This is a genomic window from Bacillus sp. ISL-35 (genome assembly GCF_018613355.1).
Taxonomy (GTDB): Bacteria; Bacillota; Bacilli; order Bacillales; family Cytobacillaceae; genus Mesobacillus.
On record NZ_JAGGQK010000014.1, the window covers coordinates 12795 to 31837 of the forward strand.

The following is a 19043-nucleotide window of genomic DNA, read 5'->3' on the forward strand; positions in this document are numbered from 1 at the left end:
ACAAAAAAACCCTCTGATCAATCCAGAGGGTTTAGAAGGTTAATTCTTATTCTGTGCTTTCTCTCGGTAATCCCATGATTCAATGCCACTCAGACCTTCAATAGAGTCAGCATAGAAAACAGGGTCCTTCCCTTGTTTCCGCTGTTCCCTGTAATCCTTTAGGGCTGCCATGGCAATTTTTGCGAGCAAGGTAATGGCTGCAAGGTTAATTAGTGCCATGATTCCCATGAATAAATCCGCAAGATTCCAGACAATCGCTAAATCGACAATTGAACCGAATAAGACCATTGCGATGACAGCAAGTCGATATACCAATAATGCTGTCTTGCTTTCTTTGATGAACTCAATATTCGTTTCACCATAATAATAGTTCCCGATGATCGAAGTGAATGCAAATAGGAAAATCGCTCCTCCAACAAACGCTGGTGCCCATGAACCGACGTGTGTTGTCAAGGCCGCCTGGGTTAACTGAATACCATCTAAATCAGCATTCATATACTCTCCAGACATAATGATGATGAAGGCAGTTGCTGAACAAATTAAAATTGTATCCGTAAAAACGCCAAGTGTTTGGATTAATCCTTGTTTTACAGGATGAGTCACTGCAGCCGTAGCGGCTGCATTTGGTGCACTGCCCATACCAGCTTCGTTTGAGAATAGCCCTCGTTTGATTCCCATCATGACAGCTGCTCCCATACCTCCGCCAACGGCTTCCTGAAGTCCAAAAGCGTTTTTGAAGATTAGTGAGAACATCGCGGGAACTTCGCTGAGATTTGTGAAAACGATATACAATGCCAAGATCAAATACAAAACTGCCATAATTGGGACAATGATCTGGGATACAAACGCTATTCTTTTGATCCCGCCAAAAATGATAGCGGCTGTCATAATGGACAGAATGATTCCCATCCAAAATCGATCAAATCCAAATGCCTGGTCAAATGCCAGAGAAATGGTGTTGGATTGAACAGAACTGAATACCAATCCAAAGGTAAAAACAATGATGACTGCAAATAGTATTCCTAGCCATCTTTTATTCAGCCCGCGTTCCATATAGTAAGCCGGACCGCCGCGGTATTCATCCTTGTCTTTTACTTTATAAATCTGGGCCAATGTACTTTCGATAAAGCTTGAAGCTGCTCCAATAAACGCAATAAGCCACATCCAGAAGACAGCCCCCGGACCACCGGCAGAAATAGCCGTCGCTACACCTGCAAGATTCCCTGTACCGACCCTTGAAGCAAGACTTACCGTGAACGCCTGAAACGAAGACCGGCCCCTTTTTCCTTCAGATGAGACAGTTGCTGGATCCTTTAGTACCCTTATCATTTCAGGAAAGTACTTAAACTGGACAAATCTTGTTCTAAAAGTGAAATATGTACCTAATATGACTAGAACAGCAATTAAGATATAGCTCCACATATAGTTGTTTAATTCCGATATGATATTGTTGAAAAGCTCCATATAAAACTCCTTATCTACAGTAAAGTTATTTTGATATAGTTCTAAATGTACCAAAAGGGCGCCCTCATTACAATGGTACATGACTACCATGTACCTTTAATGGGTACATGAACCTCTAAGCATTTACCCCTAAATTCGTAATTAAAAACAAAAAACACAGCTCAATTGCTGTGTTTTTTAAGTTATTTATTATTTTTCCTGTTCGGTTTCACTTTTCCAAATGGTTAAAAGCTTACCTGTTTCGCTTTCATCAACAATGAATGACCCATTTGTGTAGCGGTCACTATTCCTCAAATCTGCTGCTTTTAGCGAAACAATCTGCTGCTTTTCGGAAAGGAAGAAGATTTCATCCTCACCACGGACAGCTTCAACACCGATAATGCGATGTGGATTTGCTTTCAATTCACGAAGCATCACGACTCCGCGTTTTGCACGTGAAGTTTTTTCGAATTCAGAAAGCTTCATTTTCTTCACTGCACCGCGCTGGGTTGCAATGACAATGGATGGATTTTCGTTGGCATCAATGATTTTACCACCCACAACATAGTCTCCATCCTTAAGGTTCATTCCCTTAACTCCGGCTGCCCGGATTCCTATTGGACTGATGTCTTCTTCGCTAAACCACAAGCCATAGCCATAGTGAGAGGCAAGGAATAAATCCTTTTCTCCGTTTGATAGATGGACATCGATAACTCGATCATCACCTTTGACATTGATGGCGGTTAATGGCTTAGAATAGCGCTGAGCTTTATAGAGGCTCAATTCGGATTTTTTCACCATGCCATTCTTCGTGACAAACACAAAGAACAGTTTCTGTTCGAAATCGGTAACAGGTACTGCTCTGATGATTTCTTCATCACGGTCGAGCGGGACGATATTGGCCACATGCTGACCAAGGTCCTTCCAGCGGATGTCTGGGAGCTCATGGACAGGTAAATGAAGGTAGCTTCCCTTATTGGTGAACAACAGCAGGACATCCTTTGTGTTCATATTCAATTGGGATAATAGCCTGTCAGTATCCTTCATGGCAAAATCCTGTCCATTGGAAGCCGCAAAGGACCTTTGGCTAGTACGTTTTACATAGCCATCCTTCGTTACCGTGACAATCACATCTTCACTCGCGATCAGCACCTCAAGGTTGATTTTGATTTCCTCAATCTCTTCCTCGATTTTCGTCCGGCGTTCATCTGAGAAGCGCTTCTTGACATCCTTCAATTCCTTCTTGATGACTGCCAAAAGCTTTTTCTCGCTGCCAAGAATGGCGGTTAGTTCTTCTACCTTCTTGGCAAGCTCCTCTGCTTCGGCCTGGAGGGCAGTAATATCAGTATTCGTCAGGCGATAAAGCTGGAGGGAAACAATCGCTTCGGCCTGGACTTCAGTAAATTCGAACTTCTGGATCAAATTATCTTTTGCATTTCGTTTATCCTTTGAAGCACGGATCGTCGCAATCACCTGATCCAGGATGGACAATGCCTTCATTAAGCCTTCGACGATATGCTGGCGGTCACGGGCTTTTTGAAGGTCATACTGTGATCTTTTTGTAACGACATCCTTCTGATGGCCGATGTAGGCATCAAGAAGTTCAGCAAGCCCCATCAATACCGGACGTTTCTTGTTGATGGCAACCATATTGAAGTTATAGGTAATCTGCAAATCGCTGTTCTTGTAAAGATAGTGCAAAACACCGTTTGCATCGGCTTCCTTCTTCAGTTCGATCACAACACGAAGGCCTGTGCGGTCAGTTTCATCACGAACCTCTGAAATCCCTTCAACTTTCCGGTCTAAACGGAATTCATCAATTCTCTTGACGAGGTTGGCCTTATTGATTTCATATGGAACTTCCGTGATGACGATCTGCTGTTTGCCGCCACGGATATCCTCGATTTCAGCTTTGCCGCGAACAATAATCTTTCCCTTGCCAGTCTTGTAAGCTTTGGCGATTCCTTCAACACCCTGGATAATTCCTCCCGTTGGGAAGTCCGGTCCTTTGATCACATTCATCAAATCTTCGACCGTACAGGCAGGGTTGTCCATCCTCATGATAACCCCATCAATCACTTCCGCTAAATTATGAGGCGGAATATCTGTGGCGTATCCAGCTGATATCCCTGTCGAACCATTCACGAGCAGGTTTGGGAACATCGCCGGAAGCACAGTAGGCTCACTGGACGTGTCATCAAAGTTCGGGATGAACTCAACCGTCCTCTTTTCGATATCCCTTAACAGTTCACCGGCAATCGCTGATAATCGTGCTTCGGTATAACGCATTGCCGCCGGAGGGTCACCATCGATGCTTCCGTTATTCCCGTGCATGTCAACCAGGTAATTCCGCACTTTCCAGTCCTGGCTCATACGGACCATAGCTTCATATACAGAAGAATCACCGTGCGGGTGGTAGTTACCAATGACGTTACCGACTGTCTTGGCTGATTTTCGGAATCCTTTTTCACTTGTGTTGCCTTCAACATGCATAGCGTACAAAATTCTGCGCTGTACAGGCTTCAGTCCGTCACGGGCATCCGGGAGGGCACGTTCTTGGATTATATATTTACTATAGCGGCCAAATCGGTCGCCCAATACGTCTTCTAGTGGGAGGTCACGAAATTTTTCTACTGAACTCATTCGCCTGCAACCTCCTCTGCAACTGAGATGTTTTCATTTTCCAGAATATTGCCGTCTTCCTCAAGACCGAAAGCGACATTGGATTCAATCCATTTCCTGCGGGGTTCTACCTTATCACCCATAAGTGTAGTGACCCTCCGCTCCGCTCTTGCGGCATCATCTATCCGGACACGAATCAATGTCCTTGTTTCAGGGTCCATTGTTGTTTCCCAAAGCTGATCAGCATTCATCTCGCCAAGACCTTTGTAACGCTGGATGATGTAGCCTTTGCCAATCTTCTTGATTGCGCCTTTCAGTTCATCATCACTCCAGGCATATTCAATGATTTCCTTTTTGCCTGTCCCTTTGCTGACTTTATACAGCGGAGGAAGGGCAATGAATACCTTGCCAGCTTCGATAAGCGGCTTCATGTACCGGTAGAAGAATGTCAGCAACAGCACCTGGATATGGGCACCGTCAGTATCGGCATCTGTCATGATGACAATCTTGTCATAGTTGATGTCATCTATGTTGAAATCCGATCCCACTCCCGCACCAATGGCATGAATGATCGTATTGATTTCCTCGTTTTTAAAAATATCCTGGAGCTTGGCTTTTTCCGTGTTGATGACTTTACCGCGCAATGGCAGTACGGCCTGGAATTTTCTGTCCCGGCCCTGCTTGGCAGAACCGCCGGCAGAATCTCCCTCGACAAGGTATAATTCATTTTTTGCCGGATTCTTTGATTGAGCCGGAGTCAATTTGCCTGATAGCATTGCATCCGATTTTTTCCTCTTTTTCCCGCTGCGCGCATCTTCTCGTGCTTTACGGGCAGCTTCACGGGCCTGGTAAGCCTTGATCGATTTTCGGATCAGCAAGGTACTTACATCCGGATTCTCCTCAAGGAAATATGACAGATGTTCCGATACGACCGAATCAACCGCTGACCTGGCTTCACTTGTTCCGAGCTTACCCTTGGTCTGTCCCTCAAACTGAAGCAGTTCCTCTGGAATTCGGACAGATACGATCCCTGCCAGTCCTTCGCGGATATCCGCTCCATCCAGGTTTTTGTCCTTTTCCTTGAGCAGTCCAACCTTACGGGCGTACTCATTGAATACCCTGGTCATCGCAGTCTTTGCACCTGCTTCATGTGTTCCGCCATCTTTCGTCCTGACATTGTTGACGAATGAGAGAACGTTCTCCGAGTATCCATCATTGAATTGAAAGGCAAACTCAACTTCTATTTTGCTGTATTCTCCTTCAAAGCTGACCACTGGATGCAGAACATCTTTTTCTTCGTTCAAATATTCAACAAATGCCTGGATGCCTGTTTCGAAATGGAAGACATCTTTCTCGTTATTCCGGTCATCGATCAGCTCAATTTTCAAGCCTTTCAGCAAAAATGCTGACTCGCGAAGCCTTTCAGATAATGTGTCATAGTTATATGTCAAAGTAGAGAAAATTTCGGCATCTGGTTTGAAATGGATCGTTGTTCCTGTCTGGTTTGTCTTGCCGATTTTCTCAAGAGTTGTCACCGGCTTTCCGCCGTTTTCGAAACGCTGCTCATAAACAAAGCCATCGCGTTTTATGGTGACTACAAGCCATTCAGATAGCGCATTTACGACTGACGCGCCGACACCATGCAGACCGCCGCTTGTTTTATAACCGCCTTGTCCAAACTTACCGCCTGCGTGGAGGACAGTTAGGATGACTTCCGGTGTGGGCTTTCCTAGCTTATGCATCCCTGTAGGCATACCACGACCTTTATCCTGGACACTGATCGAATTATCTTTATGGATTTTGACGATGATGTGATTTCCGTAGCCGCCAAGTGCTTCGTCAACGGAGTTATCAACGATTTCATACACGAGGTGATGAAGTCCCCGGGTATCTGTGCTGCCAATATACATACCAGGCCTTTTACGGACCGCTTCAAGGCCTTCTAGTACTTGAATGGCATCATCATTATAATCAAAAGCTTGCTGATTTCTTGCCACGAACATACCCCTTTCATTTCTTGCAAACAACATTGACGGTTTTTATGTATAGTGTCAATGAATTCCTTAAGTATTCCTCTTTTTTGTCAAAATGATATTAAATAATATGCCTTTTATCAATATCAGAACAATTGTTCTCTTTGTTTATTTTACCATAATAATGGCGTCTATGCTTAATTGTAGCGATTAATTGGGATTTGGCAAACGGATTTAAAGAATTAATTTGGAAATTTGTCATAAAAAACAGGATTTTGGGTTACTTACGATCATGAAAAACAAAACTTTAAGCCTATAAAATTGCTCCATACACTTTACATGTTCCTATTTTGAATTGAAAGGAACTGCCATTGATTACCGCCGTTAATTTTACCGTTTGTTCTGCAATATAAGAACAAATCTTTTTTTTGGAGGGCTCATATCATGAAAAGCACGAAGGTTTTCATCCTGGGGGCATCATTAATTCTCGTTCTTGCCCTTACGGCGGCCGGTGTGTTCAGGAATGATCCTGTTCACAGCAATAAACTTGGTGCGAAAACTCATTCTACTGGCCAAAGAATCATGATGATACAATCGATGGCAAACGTAAACAATGTAGAAATGGGAGAGAAAATCAAGAGGCAGCTCAATACACAAGAAGAAATCACGCTTATTTTCCATAACAAGAAGGATACGAGTCATTATTATGATCATGAGGCTGCAGTTGATTTCGTAACAGAGCCAAGTGCTGATGAAATAGATGAAATTACCCGCGACATCAAGGGCTGGGTCATAAAGCACCTGAATTCGGTTTATATCTTCAGGTCCACATCCTTGGAAACACCGCAAATGATAGAATATTTTAACCAGAGGCAGAACATTGAGTATGCCGAGCCTAATTTTATCCTGATGCAAAACGAAGCAAACGGGCCAAATGATTTGCTTTACCAGGAGAATTATCAATGGAATTTGCCAGCAATCGGAACAGAGCAAGGCTGGAATATTACACGGGGAAAAGAACAAATTGAAATAGCCGTTGTCGATACAGGTGTTGACCTGGATCACCCCGAGTTAAAGAACCGGATTGTGTCAGGCTATAATGTGATAGACGAAAAACGGGAGCCGGATGATGACAATGGCCACGGAACACATGTGGCCGGGATCATTGCATCAGAAACAAATAATGGTGAAGGTGTTGCCGGCATGACATGGTTCAGTAAGATTATGCCTGTAAAAGCAATGGGTGCGAAAGGTTATGGTACTACATTCGATATCGCCAAAGGTATCATCTGGGCTGTCGACCATGGCGCGGATGTCATCAATATGAGCCTTGGCAATTACCAGCCATCCAAGGTCTTAGAAGAAGCTGTCCGTTATGCCTATGACAAAAATGTCGTCATGGTATCTGCAGCCGGTAATGACGGATCCAATCAGCCTACTTACCCTTCGGCATATCCCGAGGTTCTGAGCGTGGCTGCAGTTGATTATAACGGCAATAGAGCGAACTTTTCTAATTATGGGGATTATATAGACATCGCTGCTCCTGGGGTGAATATACCGAGCACCTTTTTCAATGCACAGTATGCAGCTCTGTCTGGAACATCCATGGCTGCTCCCCATGTCGCAGGTTTGGCTGCATTAATTAAATCAGCTAACCCGGACTTAAAAAGCTCCCAGGTCATCAACATCATAAAGACCTCTGCGATAGATCTTGGTGAGCAGGGAAAAGACACAGATTACGGAAATGGCTTGATCGACGTGAATTCAGCCTTGCAGGAGGCGAACAAAGAACAGCCTGCCAGAGGCAATACACAAAAGTCTTTATTAAAATGGCTAAAATGAATCAAAAAAAACAAGCCGCCAGAAATTTTGGCGGCTTGTTTTTTAAATGACTTGATATAGTTTCTCATCGACATTCTCTAAAAGCGGACTGAGTTCACTTCTGGAAAGAATATAAAGCTCATGCATTGCCCTCGTACAAGCCGTATATAATAATTTCCTTTCCTCATCTCTTGTGTAGGAAGATGAATCGAAAATGATGACCGCATCAAACTCTATACCTTTTGCCAGGTATGTTGGTACGACATTGACGCCGTTTTCAAAGGTCAAAGTGCCTTTTTCAATCAATCTTGCATCATGTGCTTTCTTAATGGACTCGAAAGCCTCTTTGCTTTCCGCTGCTGTTTTGCAGATGATGGCGATGTTTTTATGACCCTTGTTCTCAAGATCTGAAATGAGCTCATTTGTCCTTCCAATATGGTCAGCATGGTCTCTGTGATTCACGATTACCGGCTTGGGACCTATACGGTTGAAGGGTTCAATCAGATTTCCGCCTTCAATCAGCTGCCTGGTGAATTCCACAATCTGCTTTGTCGACCTGTAGGTTTTTGAAAGCTTGTAGGTTTCTTTTTGCCCGAAATCAAGCGTTGCCTCGGCAAAGATGGTCGGAGCCCCGGTCGGACCAGAGTAGATTGCCTGGTTGATATCGCCGAGCAGTGTCATTTTACTGTACGGGAACAGATTTTTAATATAGGCAAATTGGAAAGGCGTATAGTCCTGCGCTTCATCAATGAAGACATGGCGAATCGATGTGTTCGACTTCCTTCCTTCAATCAGATCCTGAAGATAGAGCAAGGGCGTTGCATCCTCATAACGGATAGCCTTTCTTTCGAGAGACTGAATTGTCTGGTCACAAATGGAAGACCAATTAGCAGGAGTCGCCTCTGACTGAAGACTTTCATCCTTGAAAAAGTTCAAAAAAATGACTCTGTTATTTATGAATTTCAGTTTTTTCACTGCATTGAACAATGGTTTGAAACGTCTTTTTACGACTAGCTCAGATAACCACTTTTCTTCACGGTCATAATCGTGGAATGTATCTTCTGCTTCGCCTTGCTTTTTCTGGCTCTGTTTAAAAGCCTCGAGATAATCTTCTTTTTCAAGGAATTGAATTTCTTTTTCAACCCACTCCTGGGATTTTTCTGTCCTGGCTTTTTTCTTCAGTTCCTTGATCAGCCATTCCTTTACCAACTGAATCCTGTTCGGGATTGAAATAGCCTTGTCGAGTGAATCATAAAATTGGGAAATCTCCTGCCTTGAAATAATCGTTGTTTTCTTTAACCTCAAGCTTTTAAAGACGAGTGTTTCCATTGATAACTTCTCTGCATACTGGTCCAGTAATTCTTTAAATTCAAGACTGGCTTTGAAACGGATGCCTTCAACCCTTTCCCGGTGGCTCTCATCCCTTTTTGCTGCAAGCAGGTACTCCATCTGTTCAAATGGATCCTCCAACTCATATTCAGCACCAAAACGTGACAGTAGATACTCCTGGAATGTGGCCTGCTGCATGTTTTCTTCCCCAAGTTCAGGCAGGACGGTCGCCACATAGCTATTGAATAGCGGATTCGGAGAGAACAGCATGATATTCTCTGAAGAAATGATATTCCTGTACCTGTAGAGTAAATATGCTACACGCTGCATCGCAGCAGACGTTTTACCGCTCCCTGCTACCCCTTGGACAACAACAAGACTGCTTGAGCCATTGCGGATGATCTGGTTTTGTTCCTTCTGAATGGTCGCAACAATGGTTTTCATCTGAGTGTCTGCATTATTGCCGAGAACTTCCTGAAGCATCTCATCACCGATTGTAACACCGGTCTCGAACATCGCCTTGATCTTTCCCGATTTGATGACAAATTGGCGCTTGAGCTCCATATCTCCTTGAATGGTCTCTGTTTCTGTTTCATATTGGGCAGGGCCCGGGGAGTAGTCATAATAAAGGCCTGAAATCGGCGCTCTCCAATCATAGATCAGAAAGTTTTCTTCCTGCTCGTCCATTAACGAGGCGATACCCAGGTAGATTTCCTCTGCTTCGTTTTCGCCTTCTTCTTTAAAATCAACTCTGCCAAAATAAGGGGAGAACCTTAGCTGGGAAAGCGTCTTCAGCTGTTTGACCATTTGAGTTTGTGTACGCTCGCGCTCTGATAAAAGCGCAGCCTGCTGTTTGATGCTTGTGAAGGTTTCCGCTACATCATCTGCTTCATCAAAGTTGACGGTTACATCCTCCCAAAACGTCTTCCTGATCTGAAGGGCATCTGAGCCGACATCACTTGAACTCGCTTTCCATTTTGCGGCCTTCCTATCAATTTCCTCAATGATGGAATGTACACGATCCTGTTCCAGTTTTAAGGCTTTTAGCTGCTTTTCTTCCATGAATTTCACTCCCCAAATCAATCCTCTTTTACTTGACAGCGCCTTGTATTTGTGTTATTGTTATAATAGATTTATTGTGCATGCTAAAATATAATTTACTGCATCAACTTTCATTTTACTATTTGCATATTTCGAATTCAAATACATTCTCAGCAAAATCACCTTTAATGGTGTTTTTTTATTTTTTACACGTTCCTTTTTTATATTTATTCGATTTCCACCTATTTTAAACATCAAAAAACCGCGAGCTGCAGACTTCAGCATCGCGGTTTTTCTTTTCACTTGCTTAATTTGATCAGAGAAGCTATATTCGCAGCAGTATTACTGACATACGTACTGGCATTTTCAAATGCATCTTCAAGAGATATCGCTCCTGGTACCACACTGAATAAAACATCAATACCGTGTTCGTGGACAATCTCACTATCCTGTGCTACATGGCCAGCGATTGCGATTACCGGGACGCTGTGCCGTTTTGCCGTCTTTGCTACCCCGATTGGTGTTTTGCCAAAAATCGTTTGTCCGTCAATTTTTCCTTCTCCGGTAATGACAAAATCAGCATCCAACAGCTGCTCTTCTAGTTTTGTTGCCTCAAGAACGATATCAACGCCTCTTTTCAATTCTGCAGACAGGAATGCCAGCAGTCCTCCGCCAAGTCCACCTGCGGCTCCTGCACCAGCAATATGTTCGATATCTTTACCAAGATCCTTGCGAATAATTTCTGCGTAATGATGAAGGTTATTATCCAGTATTTCAATCATTTCTGCAGTTGCGCCTTTTTGCGGACCAAAAATATGGGAAGCGCCTTTAAGACCGGTTAATGGGTTATCCACATCACAGGCCACTTCGATATTCACCGCTGCCAAACGGCTATCTGCTTGGGTCATATCGATGGAAGCCAATTCACCAAGAGATCCTCCGCCTTCGCCGATCTCCTTTCCATCAGCATTGAGGAACTTGATTCCAAGGGCTCTCGCCATTCCTGCTCCCCCATCATTCGTGGCACTGCCGCCAATCCCGATGATAATCTGTTCCACACCAGAATCAAGAGCTGCAGCAATCAATTCTCCAGTGCCGCGCGTTGTAGTGACAAGTGGATTGCGTTTTTCCCTGGGAACCAGATGAAGTCCTGAAGCTGCAGCCATCTCGATGATCGCGGTCTTTTCATCACCTGATAAACCGAAAAATGCCTCAACTGGCTCGCCAAGCGGACCTGTCACTGTTTTTGAAATGATCTTTCCCTGAGTTGCATCAACAAGAGATTGAACAGTGCCTTCACCGCCATCCGCCATTGGAACTTTTACAAAGCTTGCTTCTGGCAAAATCTTTTTCATGCCTGCCTCAATTGCAGTCGCTGCTTCAAGTGCCGTCAGACTTTCCTTAAAGGAATCTGGAGCAATTACGATTTTCATACTCTGTTTCTCCTCTCATTAACTAACGGAGTAATGTGGAAAGAAGGGTCTGGATTTACTAATAATCCAGACCGTATATTGTTCTTTGTAGTTTTATAGAAAGCTTTTAAAGAGATTTAAATCTATCCAAAGAACTTAAAGATTCCAAAAATCAGGGTTGAAACGATGGCAAGTGTCAAACCTATAGCTGTTTCATACGGAATCAATTTCAAGCGCTCTTTGATCTCCATATTGACACTTCCGCCAGTTGCGTGGAAGAAGCTTCCGTGCGGGAGGTGGTCAAGCACAGTTGCACCAGCATGTACCATCGCCGCACCCGCCAATGCAGTTACGCCCATTTCCAAAATGGTTGTTCCAAATACCTGTGAAGCAACAGCTGTACCAGCAGTAGTCGAAGCCGTAGCAGCAGACATGAAGATACCCGATACAGGTGCTAGAACGAAGGCCGGAAGTCCAAGGGCATCCAGACTGTTGATAAGAACATCCTTTAAGCCCGAATTTGCGATGATTCCCGCCAAAGTACCTGTACCAAGCAACATGATCGCTACACCGGACATTTTCCCAAGTCCTGATACAGCATAGTCATTGATATGCCTGATCCGTCCCATTGCTAGTGCTCCTGCAATCCCGCCAACTGGCAGGGCGATCATCGGATCGATGTTAATGTCAAACAATGGTCGAAGGGCTAGCAGAATAATCGTCACTAATGGTGCGACAATCGCAGGTACCACAAGTGGGAGCTCCCCATTAACTTTCGTTTCGCTCTCCTCAGCTGAAACGCTTGAACCTTTACGAACCAATTTTTTAGCTAAAATATATGTTACTGTAAGTCCAAATGCAGCTGGGATAATTCCTGCTGCCATGATAGAAGTCAATGGAACACCGAATGCATCGGCTGCCGCAATCGCATTGGGATTTGGTGACATGATGTTGCCGGCTTTACCTCCGCCAATCATCGCAAGCAAAATCGCTGTTTTCGAGATGCCTGCTCTGCTGGCGATAGCCAGTGCGATTGGAGCGACCGTGATAACAGCCACATCAATGAATACACCAACTGTCGTAAGGATCATCGTCGCAATCGCCAAAGCAAGAAGCGCCCGCGTTTCCCCGACTTTTTTAACAATCGTTTCCGCAATGACTGCTGCAGCGCCTGATTCAATCAAGACCCCAGCCAGCACACCTGCAGCCAGGATGCGCAATACTGCAGGAATAATTCCTTTGGCTCCCTCCATCATCAAGGTAACCGTATTTGTAACATCAACGCCGCCAACGAGACCGCCAATCAATGCCCCAGCGATCATTCCGTAAGCAGGTGAGACTTTCTTCAGAATTAAGAATATAGCTACGATAAGGGCTACTAATGCGCCGAAAGCGCTTACTTGAATATCCATGATGTATTCCTCCTACAATCTTTGATTACCTTAATTGTAAGCGCTGTCTTATATTATTTCATTGGTCAAACCATCAAAAAAAGACCTGTATTAATACAGATCTTTCGTGCATTTGCACAATCATTCAAGTTCATTATTGAGAAAAGACAAGTAAAGATGGAGCAAATCCGTGGTTTTGCGAGGATCTTTACCGGTTATTTCTGTTATTTTGTCTAATCTGTACCTCAGTGTGTTCCGATGAATAAAAAGCATTTTAGCTGCACTGTTCATATCACCATTCGTATCAATCAGCGCTTTTAAAGACTCAGTCAATTCCCCTTTAGGATCCCTGGATTTTAACCTTGTATAGTAAGGCTCTAAACCAACAGTCAATCCCACATTCGAAGCAGTTAACAGGAATACAGGCAGATAATAATCTTCATACACGAAGATATCTTTGTCAGCCGCTAATTTCAAGCCTGCTTTCAAGGTGTGATCAGCCTGTTGATAGGATTTTGACAATCCTGTCAAACCAGGGTGATGTTGTCCAATGCCTATTTTTATGTACAGAGCATTGCTTGATTTATAACCGCTAATCCACCCTTCTGCAAGTTTTCGAATCTGATTGGCATTTTGGGCAGAAGGCCTACTTTTTAAAATAACAATCCTGTCATGCTGCATTAACAAAAGGTCATCCTTTTCCAGTCGGCTTTTAAGAAAGGTGTAGGTTTTCTTCCTGTCACGGGTCAAAATAACCATTGCTGTCCGAGGCAGATCAAGATTAATGCCCAAGCGCATGGCCCTTTCAAGGAAAAGCGGATCCATCTTCCCTTCAGAATGGATGATTTGACTGACAAGCTCTTCCTTCAGCCTATCGTCCCACTGGATTTCATTCATTAGCACTGCCTGCTGCAGACTTAGTTCAGCCGCCATCCGTACAAGTTCCCCAAAACTTCTGATTTCCTCAGGAGCACCCGTGATCCCGATAACACCAACAATTTGTCCATCAAAGTGAATGGGAAGATTGATGCCTGCCTTCACCCCATGTAGATTCTTTGCCTCTTTTTCGGTTATTTCGTAGCCTGATCCCTGTTTGATGACATTGACTGCACCTTCATGTATATCATCGATGCGATTCAGGTCGCCTGATCCAATGATGACACCCCGGTTATCCATCACATTGATATTTTTCCCGATGATGCCCATCGTTCTGTCAACAATCTCCTGGGCCAGCTGCTTGTCTAAAAAATCCATCCTATTATCCCGCCTTGCAAAACATATGTATCTACTTTATCACCATTATATAAGAAATATAATAAAACAAAGATGAACTATTGAGATTTTATCAGAGGTCGACACTAGGCAGCGGCGATTCTACCAGGTTTTGTCCGAAGTTGACCTTAGTTCAGACAAAAAGACCGATTTCTCCAGCATTTGTCCGAAGGCGACCATGGTTCAGACAAATCAGTGGCGCTTCGGCCTGATTTTGTCCGAAGTTGACCATGCTTCAGACAAATCAGCGACGTTTTCTCCTGATTTTGTCCGAAGTTAACCCTGGTTCAGACAAATCAACGGCGATATCACCAGCTTTTGTCCGAAGGTGACCATGCTTCAGACAAATCAACGGCGATATCACCAGCTTTTGTCCGAAGTTGATCTTAGTTCAGACAAAACGACTACGATTTCTCCAGCTTTTGTCCGAAGTTCGCCCTGGTTCAGACAAAACAACGACGATTTCTCCTGGTTTTTTCTGAAGGCGACCCTAACCGAACTCATAAGATAACTATTAAAAAATAAAACGTGAGGAGGCTGTTCCCCCTCACGAAATGATATTATCTTGTTAAAGCATGCTCTACCTTTATACAACGATCCATAATCACTGTGTACCCTTTTTCTTTCAAGAAGCGGTAAGCTTCTTCATTTTCGAGACCCAGCTGTGCCCAGAAAATATCAGCATCAATCTCTGCAAATTCCTGTGCGACTTCCATCAAGTATTCCGATCTGCGGAAGACATTCACGATATCAACATGACCGTCTATCTCCTTAAGTGAATTAACCGCTTTTACGCCAAGCACTTCATCCACTGTAGGATTCACGGGGATGATTTCATATCCTGCATTCTGCATGGCTTCAGATACCATGTATGAAGTTCGCTGCGGATTATCGCTCAAGCCCACCACCGCGATCCTTTTTGACTTTTTTAAAATCTTGCCGATTTCCTCTCGACTTGGATACTTCATTTCCATCCTCCATCACTCCAATGTTTAGTATCTTTATTTTTATCCTACCCTCAAAAAGAATGTATTTAACTTACTAATGAACTGTATACTAGGAAGCCTCTTTAAAAGTCTGTATTTTCCTTTTCCTGGCTTTGGTGAATTGATCAGTTATAACCGATATTAACGTCCCCAGAATCAAGCAGTTATTCAAGATTGAAACCAGGATAGGCGGAACATGTGTGAAAGCTTCTGCTGGTACAAACATGGCCCCTACGCCAGCAAACAGAGAGGTTCCAATAACCATCCGGGTTCTATGTTTGTCATTTTCCCGATCGAATTCAGTGAAAGCAATTCCAATCATATTGGCAAAAATTACAAATGTGACAGAATACCCGACAGGTGCTGGCAATGCGGCAAATACAGACATGACATGTGGCAGGAAGCTCGCCCCGATTATGAATAAAGAACTAATGATGAACGGAAGCAGTTTTGTGATGCCTGTCGTAGCAATAAACCCGGCTGCTCCTGAAATCGGCACAGAACCAATGGCAGAAAATACCCCTCCAAGAATCTGATTGATTCCCGCAGTATATCCGCTGGCACGGTAACGATATTCACGATGATCAGCGCCCAGGTTATTCAGCACTTGTCCTGTTACCCTGATGCTGGCGAGCATATTGGTTATGAGCAAGAAGGTTATGAAAACAGAGGTTACCATCAGACCTGAATCAAAAACAGGCAACCCGAAAGCGAAAACATCCGGAAAAGCAAATACATGTCCTTCATATTGATGAAAAACCTCTCCCAGGTCAAGCAGTGAAAAAAGCAGCCAACCTGCAGCCAAACTAATCAATATCGCATACTGGCTGATTAGTTTTAAACGGTGACGGGTTAAGTAAAATGTCAAAGCAACCAGAAACAAGCTGAATAGAGCGACTGGAAGATTCACTTCGCTATTGCCCCTCCCAATCCCCATCATCCCCTTAAGAAATGAACCGCTTAATTGGATGACCAGAAGCAGCAGGTAAATGCCACTGACGACAGGCGTGAACAATTTTGCCAGTTTGTCAATCAGCTTAAAAAAGCTTAGCAGGAAAAAGACCAATCCACTCACGATCATGGCGCCCTCAAGTGCCTGAAGAGTCTCAATATTGGAAGTGAACAAGGCCGTACTTAACCCGGCATAGATCGTGAAGACACCCCACCATAAACCCGCAGGTCCCTCGTTAATCGGCAGCCGGTGGCCGATCAATGCCTGCAGAAGACTTGAGATTCCCAATACAAACATCGTTCTTTGAACCAGTCCGGTTGTCTGTAATTCATTAAGATGAAAAACATCTGCAATCGCAATCGGTGCGACAATTGATCCGGCAATAATAAAAGCCACCCACTGTATGGCTGAAAGAAAAGTTTTCATGTAAAGATCTCCGTTCTAAACAATTCTAAATGTATTACCCAGGTGCAGAGCACTGATGTATTTAGTCTATAATAATATTTTAATTAAAGATATATGTTAGTAGGAATAGTTTTTTGCCAGTGCAAGCCTTCAAACAAGAAAGGACACCTAATGGAGGTGTCCTTTTGATTAATAACTAGTAAACCATAATATTCTTTGAATCCAGTAGACAATATATTTAAATGGTGTCATCTTGTCCTTGTTTTCTTCATACTCATGTGTGTAGACCGCAGATTCGTTATACCATATTCTCTTGAAATATTGGTCAACATCCTTGGTGAGCTTGCTGTCGGAGGGAGCGGATACTTTCATATTGGTTTCAAGATTAAGGTCAACCAAATTCCTTCTGGTAAAATTGGCTGATCCTCCTAAAATGACATCCTTATCCTTACGGTCAAAATAAATCATTTTCGTATGATACTGCTCTTCTCCCGTGTTGTACCATTTAACCTCTATATTATCACTGCCCAGGTTTTTTATCTCTGCTGAAACCGGTATGTTTGGAAGACCGGTTTTCTGATTTCCGAACGCATTTTTATTGGGGTCGAGAATGATTTTTATTTTCGCCCCTCGATCTGCCGCCTTATCGATTTCGTCAATCACTGTTCTTTCAGCAAGATAGAACATTCCGATCCAAATTTGGTCACCTTCTTCACTTTTCCTTAACTCTTTCAGAATATGTTTGAGAATCTTGCTTTCTGTCAGTACCTGGACTTTAAAAGGACCATTTTCTTTTTCAGGCTTGTATTCAGGCAGCTGAGGACCTCCAGAAAAGTCAGACACAGCCTGTTCTGATTCCAGGATATCTCCAATAATAGTTCCACTTGTTTCAATGGCGATATTGGAGTGGAAACCACTTGCGTCATGAGGATTCGCGGATGCAATAATGGCCGTTTTTTCGGTCACGAACACTTTCCGATGATTCGCCTTGAGGTTCATTAATTCGAGATAAGAACGGAGCGTTACATCAGGAGCATTCTTTGCCATGGGATTCGGAATCCAGCCTTCACCGGATTGACCAAACCACTGGAAAATCATTCTCCAGACTGCTGAATAGAGCGGGTTGGAATCCCGCAAAGGATCCAGGTCAGTAAAGACGACCTCGATATCATTTTGCCTTAATTCTTTTAAAAACTTGGCTTTATGGGATCCATATGTCAGGTTGATTTCATCGGTAATGAAAACAATTCTGAGATTAGGGTGTTTCTTCTTTTGGGTGATCAGTTTATCGGTGATGTTCCGGCTTATTTCTGGAAATCCAAGATCCTCGTTATAATAACCATTGAACAGGAACATATCGAGGACGATGAAATCTTCTGCTTCTTCGATCCTTTTCAAAACAGTATCAAAAATTTCCTGTTCAGTTCTTCTTTTGCCATCTTTTCCTTCGTAGGTGAGATCATATAAGAAGCTTACATTCTCCGCCTTATGAACTTTTCCTTCGTAGGAAAGGCCAGGCGGAAGGTCTTTATGTGTATGATAGTATGCTGTCAGGAAAACCAATAACCCGATGACCAGCAAGAATATAATCTTTTTACTTTTCAGCATATTTTTCAACTTCACCATCGGGCAGGGCTCCTTAGAATTTGATAGTATACTTATTCACTTCTTAAGCAAGTTATAAACTTAGCAGGCATACCCCTGCGAGATATACTAAGCCGTCCGACACCATTGTTTCAAGAATTGCATGGAGTTTTCAGGAGAACGTGGTAAAATAAAAGAACCGTAAAATCTTTAAAGGAGAATATTTCATGGCATTAAACGCAATTATCATTTTTCTAGCTTATTTGCTCGGATCGATTCCTTCTGGATTGATCGTGGGAAAAGTATTCTATGGCAAAGATATCCGTGAACATGGAAGCGGGAATTTAGGCGGCACAAACACATTCCGGACACTAGGTGTCAAAGCAGGAATGGCCGTGAGTATCGCTGATGTGCTTAAAGGTACTCTTGCTGCAAGCCTGCCTTTACTTCTCGATGCAGACATCCACACGCTGCTGGTTGGTATTTTTGCAGTAATCGGCCATATGTACCCTATATTCGCGGGCTTTCGCGGCGGAAAAGCGGTCGCTACTTCAGGCGGCGTTTTGCTGGCCTATGCACCGGTTTTATTCTTGTTCATGCTGATCTTCTTTTTCATAAGCTTGTACATAACAAAATATGTTTCTCTTTCTTCCATTCTGACAGGGATCGCTGCCTTCATTTACTCACTTTTCACCCGGGATCTTCCTCTCATTCTGGTCGTTGCGGTCCTGGCAACCTTCGTTATATACAGGCATAGGGCAAATATAAAGAGAATCCGCAATAAAACAGAACCGAAAATCAAGTGGCTGTAA

12 protein-coding genes are annotated in these 19043 nt (G+C 43.4%); 2 read left to right on the forward strand and 10 right to left on the reverse strand.

What is annotated here, in order from left to right; all coding sequences use genetic code 11:
• Positions 1–39: 39 nt before the first annotated feature.
• The 3 genes from J7E38_RS17745 to parE form a co-directional block, all read right to left on the reverse strand.
• Positions 40–1464: an alanine/glycine:cation symporter family protein gene (locus tag J7E38_RS17745; RefSeq protein WP_214708381.1), complete on the reverse strand. Its 1425-nt coding sequence runs from the start codon at positions 1462–1464 to the stop codon at positions 40–42.
• 189 nt (positions 1465–1653) lie between these two features.
• Positions 1654–4086: a DNA topoisomerase IV subunit A gene (gene parC / locus J7E38_RS17750; protein WP_214708383.1), complete on the reverse strand. Its 2433-nt coding sequence runs from the start codon at positions 4084–4086 to the stop codon at positions 1654–1656.
• On the reverse strand, positions 4083–6062 hold the full coding sequence (gene parE / locus J7E38_RS17755) for a DNA topoisomerase IV subunit B (RefSeq protein WP_215038777.1): 1980 nt from the start codon (positions 6060–6062) through the stop codon (positions 4083–4085). The genes parC and parE overlap by 4 nt, the downstream gene beginning before the upstream one ends.
• Before the next feature lie 420 nt (positions 6063–6482).
• Between parE and J7E38_RS17760 the strand changes: the two genes are divergently transcribed.
• Entirely contained in the window at positions 6483–7880 is a 1398-nt protein-coding gene (locus tag J7E38_RS17760; protein ID WP_214708387.1) for a S8 family peptidase, read from the forward strand.
• 42 nt (positions 7881–7922) lie between these two features.
• Here J7E38_RS17760 and helD read toward each other — a convergent pair whose 3' ends face one another.
• The 7 genes from helD to J7E38_RS17795 form a co-directional block, all read right to left on the reverse strand.
• On the reverse strand, positions 7923–10250 hold the full coding sequence (helD, locus tag J7E38_RS17765) for an RNA polymerase recycling motor HelD (RefSeq protein ID WP_214708389.1): 2328 nt from the start codon (positions 10248–10250) through the stop codon (positions 7923–7925).
• A gap of 278 nt (positions 10251–10528) precedes the next feature.
• Complete coding sequence (locus J7E38_RS17770; RefSeq protein WP_214708391.1) at positions 10529–11662, reverse strand: glycerate kinase; 1134 nt, start codon at positions 11660–11662, stop codon at positions 10529–10531.
• Between the two features lie 122 nt (positions 11663–11784).
• Positions 11785–13053: a GntP family permease gene (locus J7E38_RS17775; protein ID WP_214708393.1), complete on the reverse strand. Its 1269-nt coding sequence runs from the start codon at positions 13051–13053 to the stop codon at positions 11785–11787.
• Positions 13054–13173: 120 nt separating this feature from the next.
• The gene (locus J7E38_RS17780) at positions 13174–14286 is read right to left on the reverse strand and encodes a sugar diacid recognition domain-containing protein (protein ID WP_214708395.1); all 1113 of its coding nucleotides are present in this window, start codon (positions 14284–14286) and stop codon (positions 13174–13176) included.
• A gap of 578 nt (positions 14287–14864) precedes the next feature.
• Positions 14865–15278, reverse strand: coding sequence for a CoA-binding protein (locus J7E38_RS17785; RefSeq protein WP_215038779.1), 414 nt, complete (start codon positions 15276–15278; stop codon positions 14865–14867).
• 82 nt (positions 15279–15360) lie between these two features.
• Positions 15361–16668, reverse strand: coding sequence for a purine/pyrimidine permease (locus J7E38_RS17790; protein WP_214708399.1), 1308 nt, complete (start codon positions 16666–16668; stop codon positions 15361–15363).
• 168 nt (positions 16669–16836) lie between these two features.
• Entirely contained in the window at positions 16837–18273 is a 1437-nt protein-coding gene (locus J7E38_RS17795; RefSeq protein ID WP_214708401.1) for a phospholipase D family protein, read from the reverse strand.
• Between the two features lie 185 nt (positions 18274–18458).
• Here J7E38_RS17795 and plsY point away from each other — a divergent pair, with 185 nt between their 5' ends.
• Entirely contained in the window at positions 18459–19043 is a 585-nt protein-coding gene (plsY, locus tag J7E38_RS17800) for a glycerol-3-phosphate 1-O-acyltransferase PlsY (RefSeq protein ID WP_214708403.1), read from the forward strand.

Coding starts and splice junctions, on each gene's coding strand:
- J7E38_RS17760 (WP_214708387.1), top strand. CDS start 6,483: ATGAAAAGCACGAAGGTTTTCATCCTGGGGGCATCATTAATTCTCGTT.
- J7E38_RS17785 (WP_215038779.1), bottom strand. CDS start 15,278: ATGGAAATGAAGTATCCAAGTCGAGAGGAAATCGGCAAGATTTTAAAA.
- J7E38_RS17795 (WP_214708401.1), bottom strand. CDS start 18,273: ATGGTGAAGTTGAAAAATATGCTGAAAAGTAAAAAGATTATATTCTTG.
- plsY (WP_214708403.1), top strand. CDS start 18,459: ATGGCATTAAACGCAATTATCATTTTTCTAGCTTATTTGCTCGGATCG.
- J7E38_RS17790 (WP_214708399.1), bottom strand. CDS start 16,668: ATGAAAACTTTTCTTTCAGCCATACAGTGGGTGGCTTTTATTATTGCC.
- J7E38_RS17775 (WP_214708393.1), bottom strand. CDS start 13,053: ATGGATATTCAAGTAAGCGCTTTCGGCGCATTAGTAGCCCTTATCGTA.
- helD (WP_214708389.1), bottom strand. CDS start 10,250: ATGGAAGAAAAGCAGCTAAAAGCCTTAAAACTGGAACAGGATCGTGTA.
- parC (WP_214708383.1), bottom strand. CDS start 4,086: ATGAGTTCAGTAGAAAAATTTCGTGACCTCCCACTAGAAGACGTATTG.
- J7E38_RS17745 (WP_214708381.1), bottom strand. CDS start 1,464: ATGGAGCTTTTCAACAATATCATATCGGAATTAAACAACTATATGTGG.
- J7E38_RS17780 (WP_214708395.1), bottom strand. CDS start 14,286: ATGGATTTTTTAGACAAGCAGCTGGCCCAGGAGATTGTTGACAGAACG.
- J7E38_RS17770 (WP_214708391.1), bottom strand. CDS start 11,662: ATGAAAATCGTAATTGCTCCAGATTCCTTTAAGGAAAGTCTGACGGCA.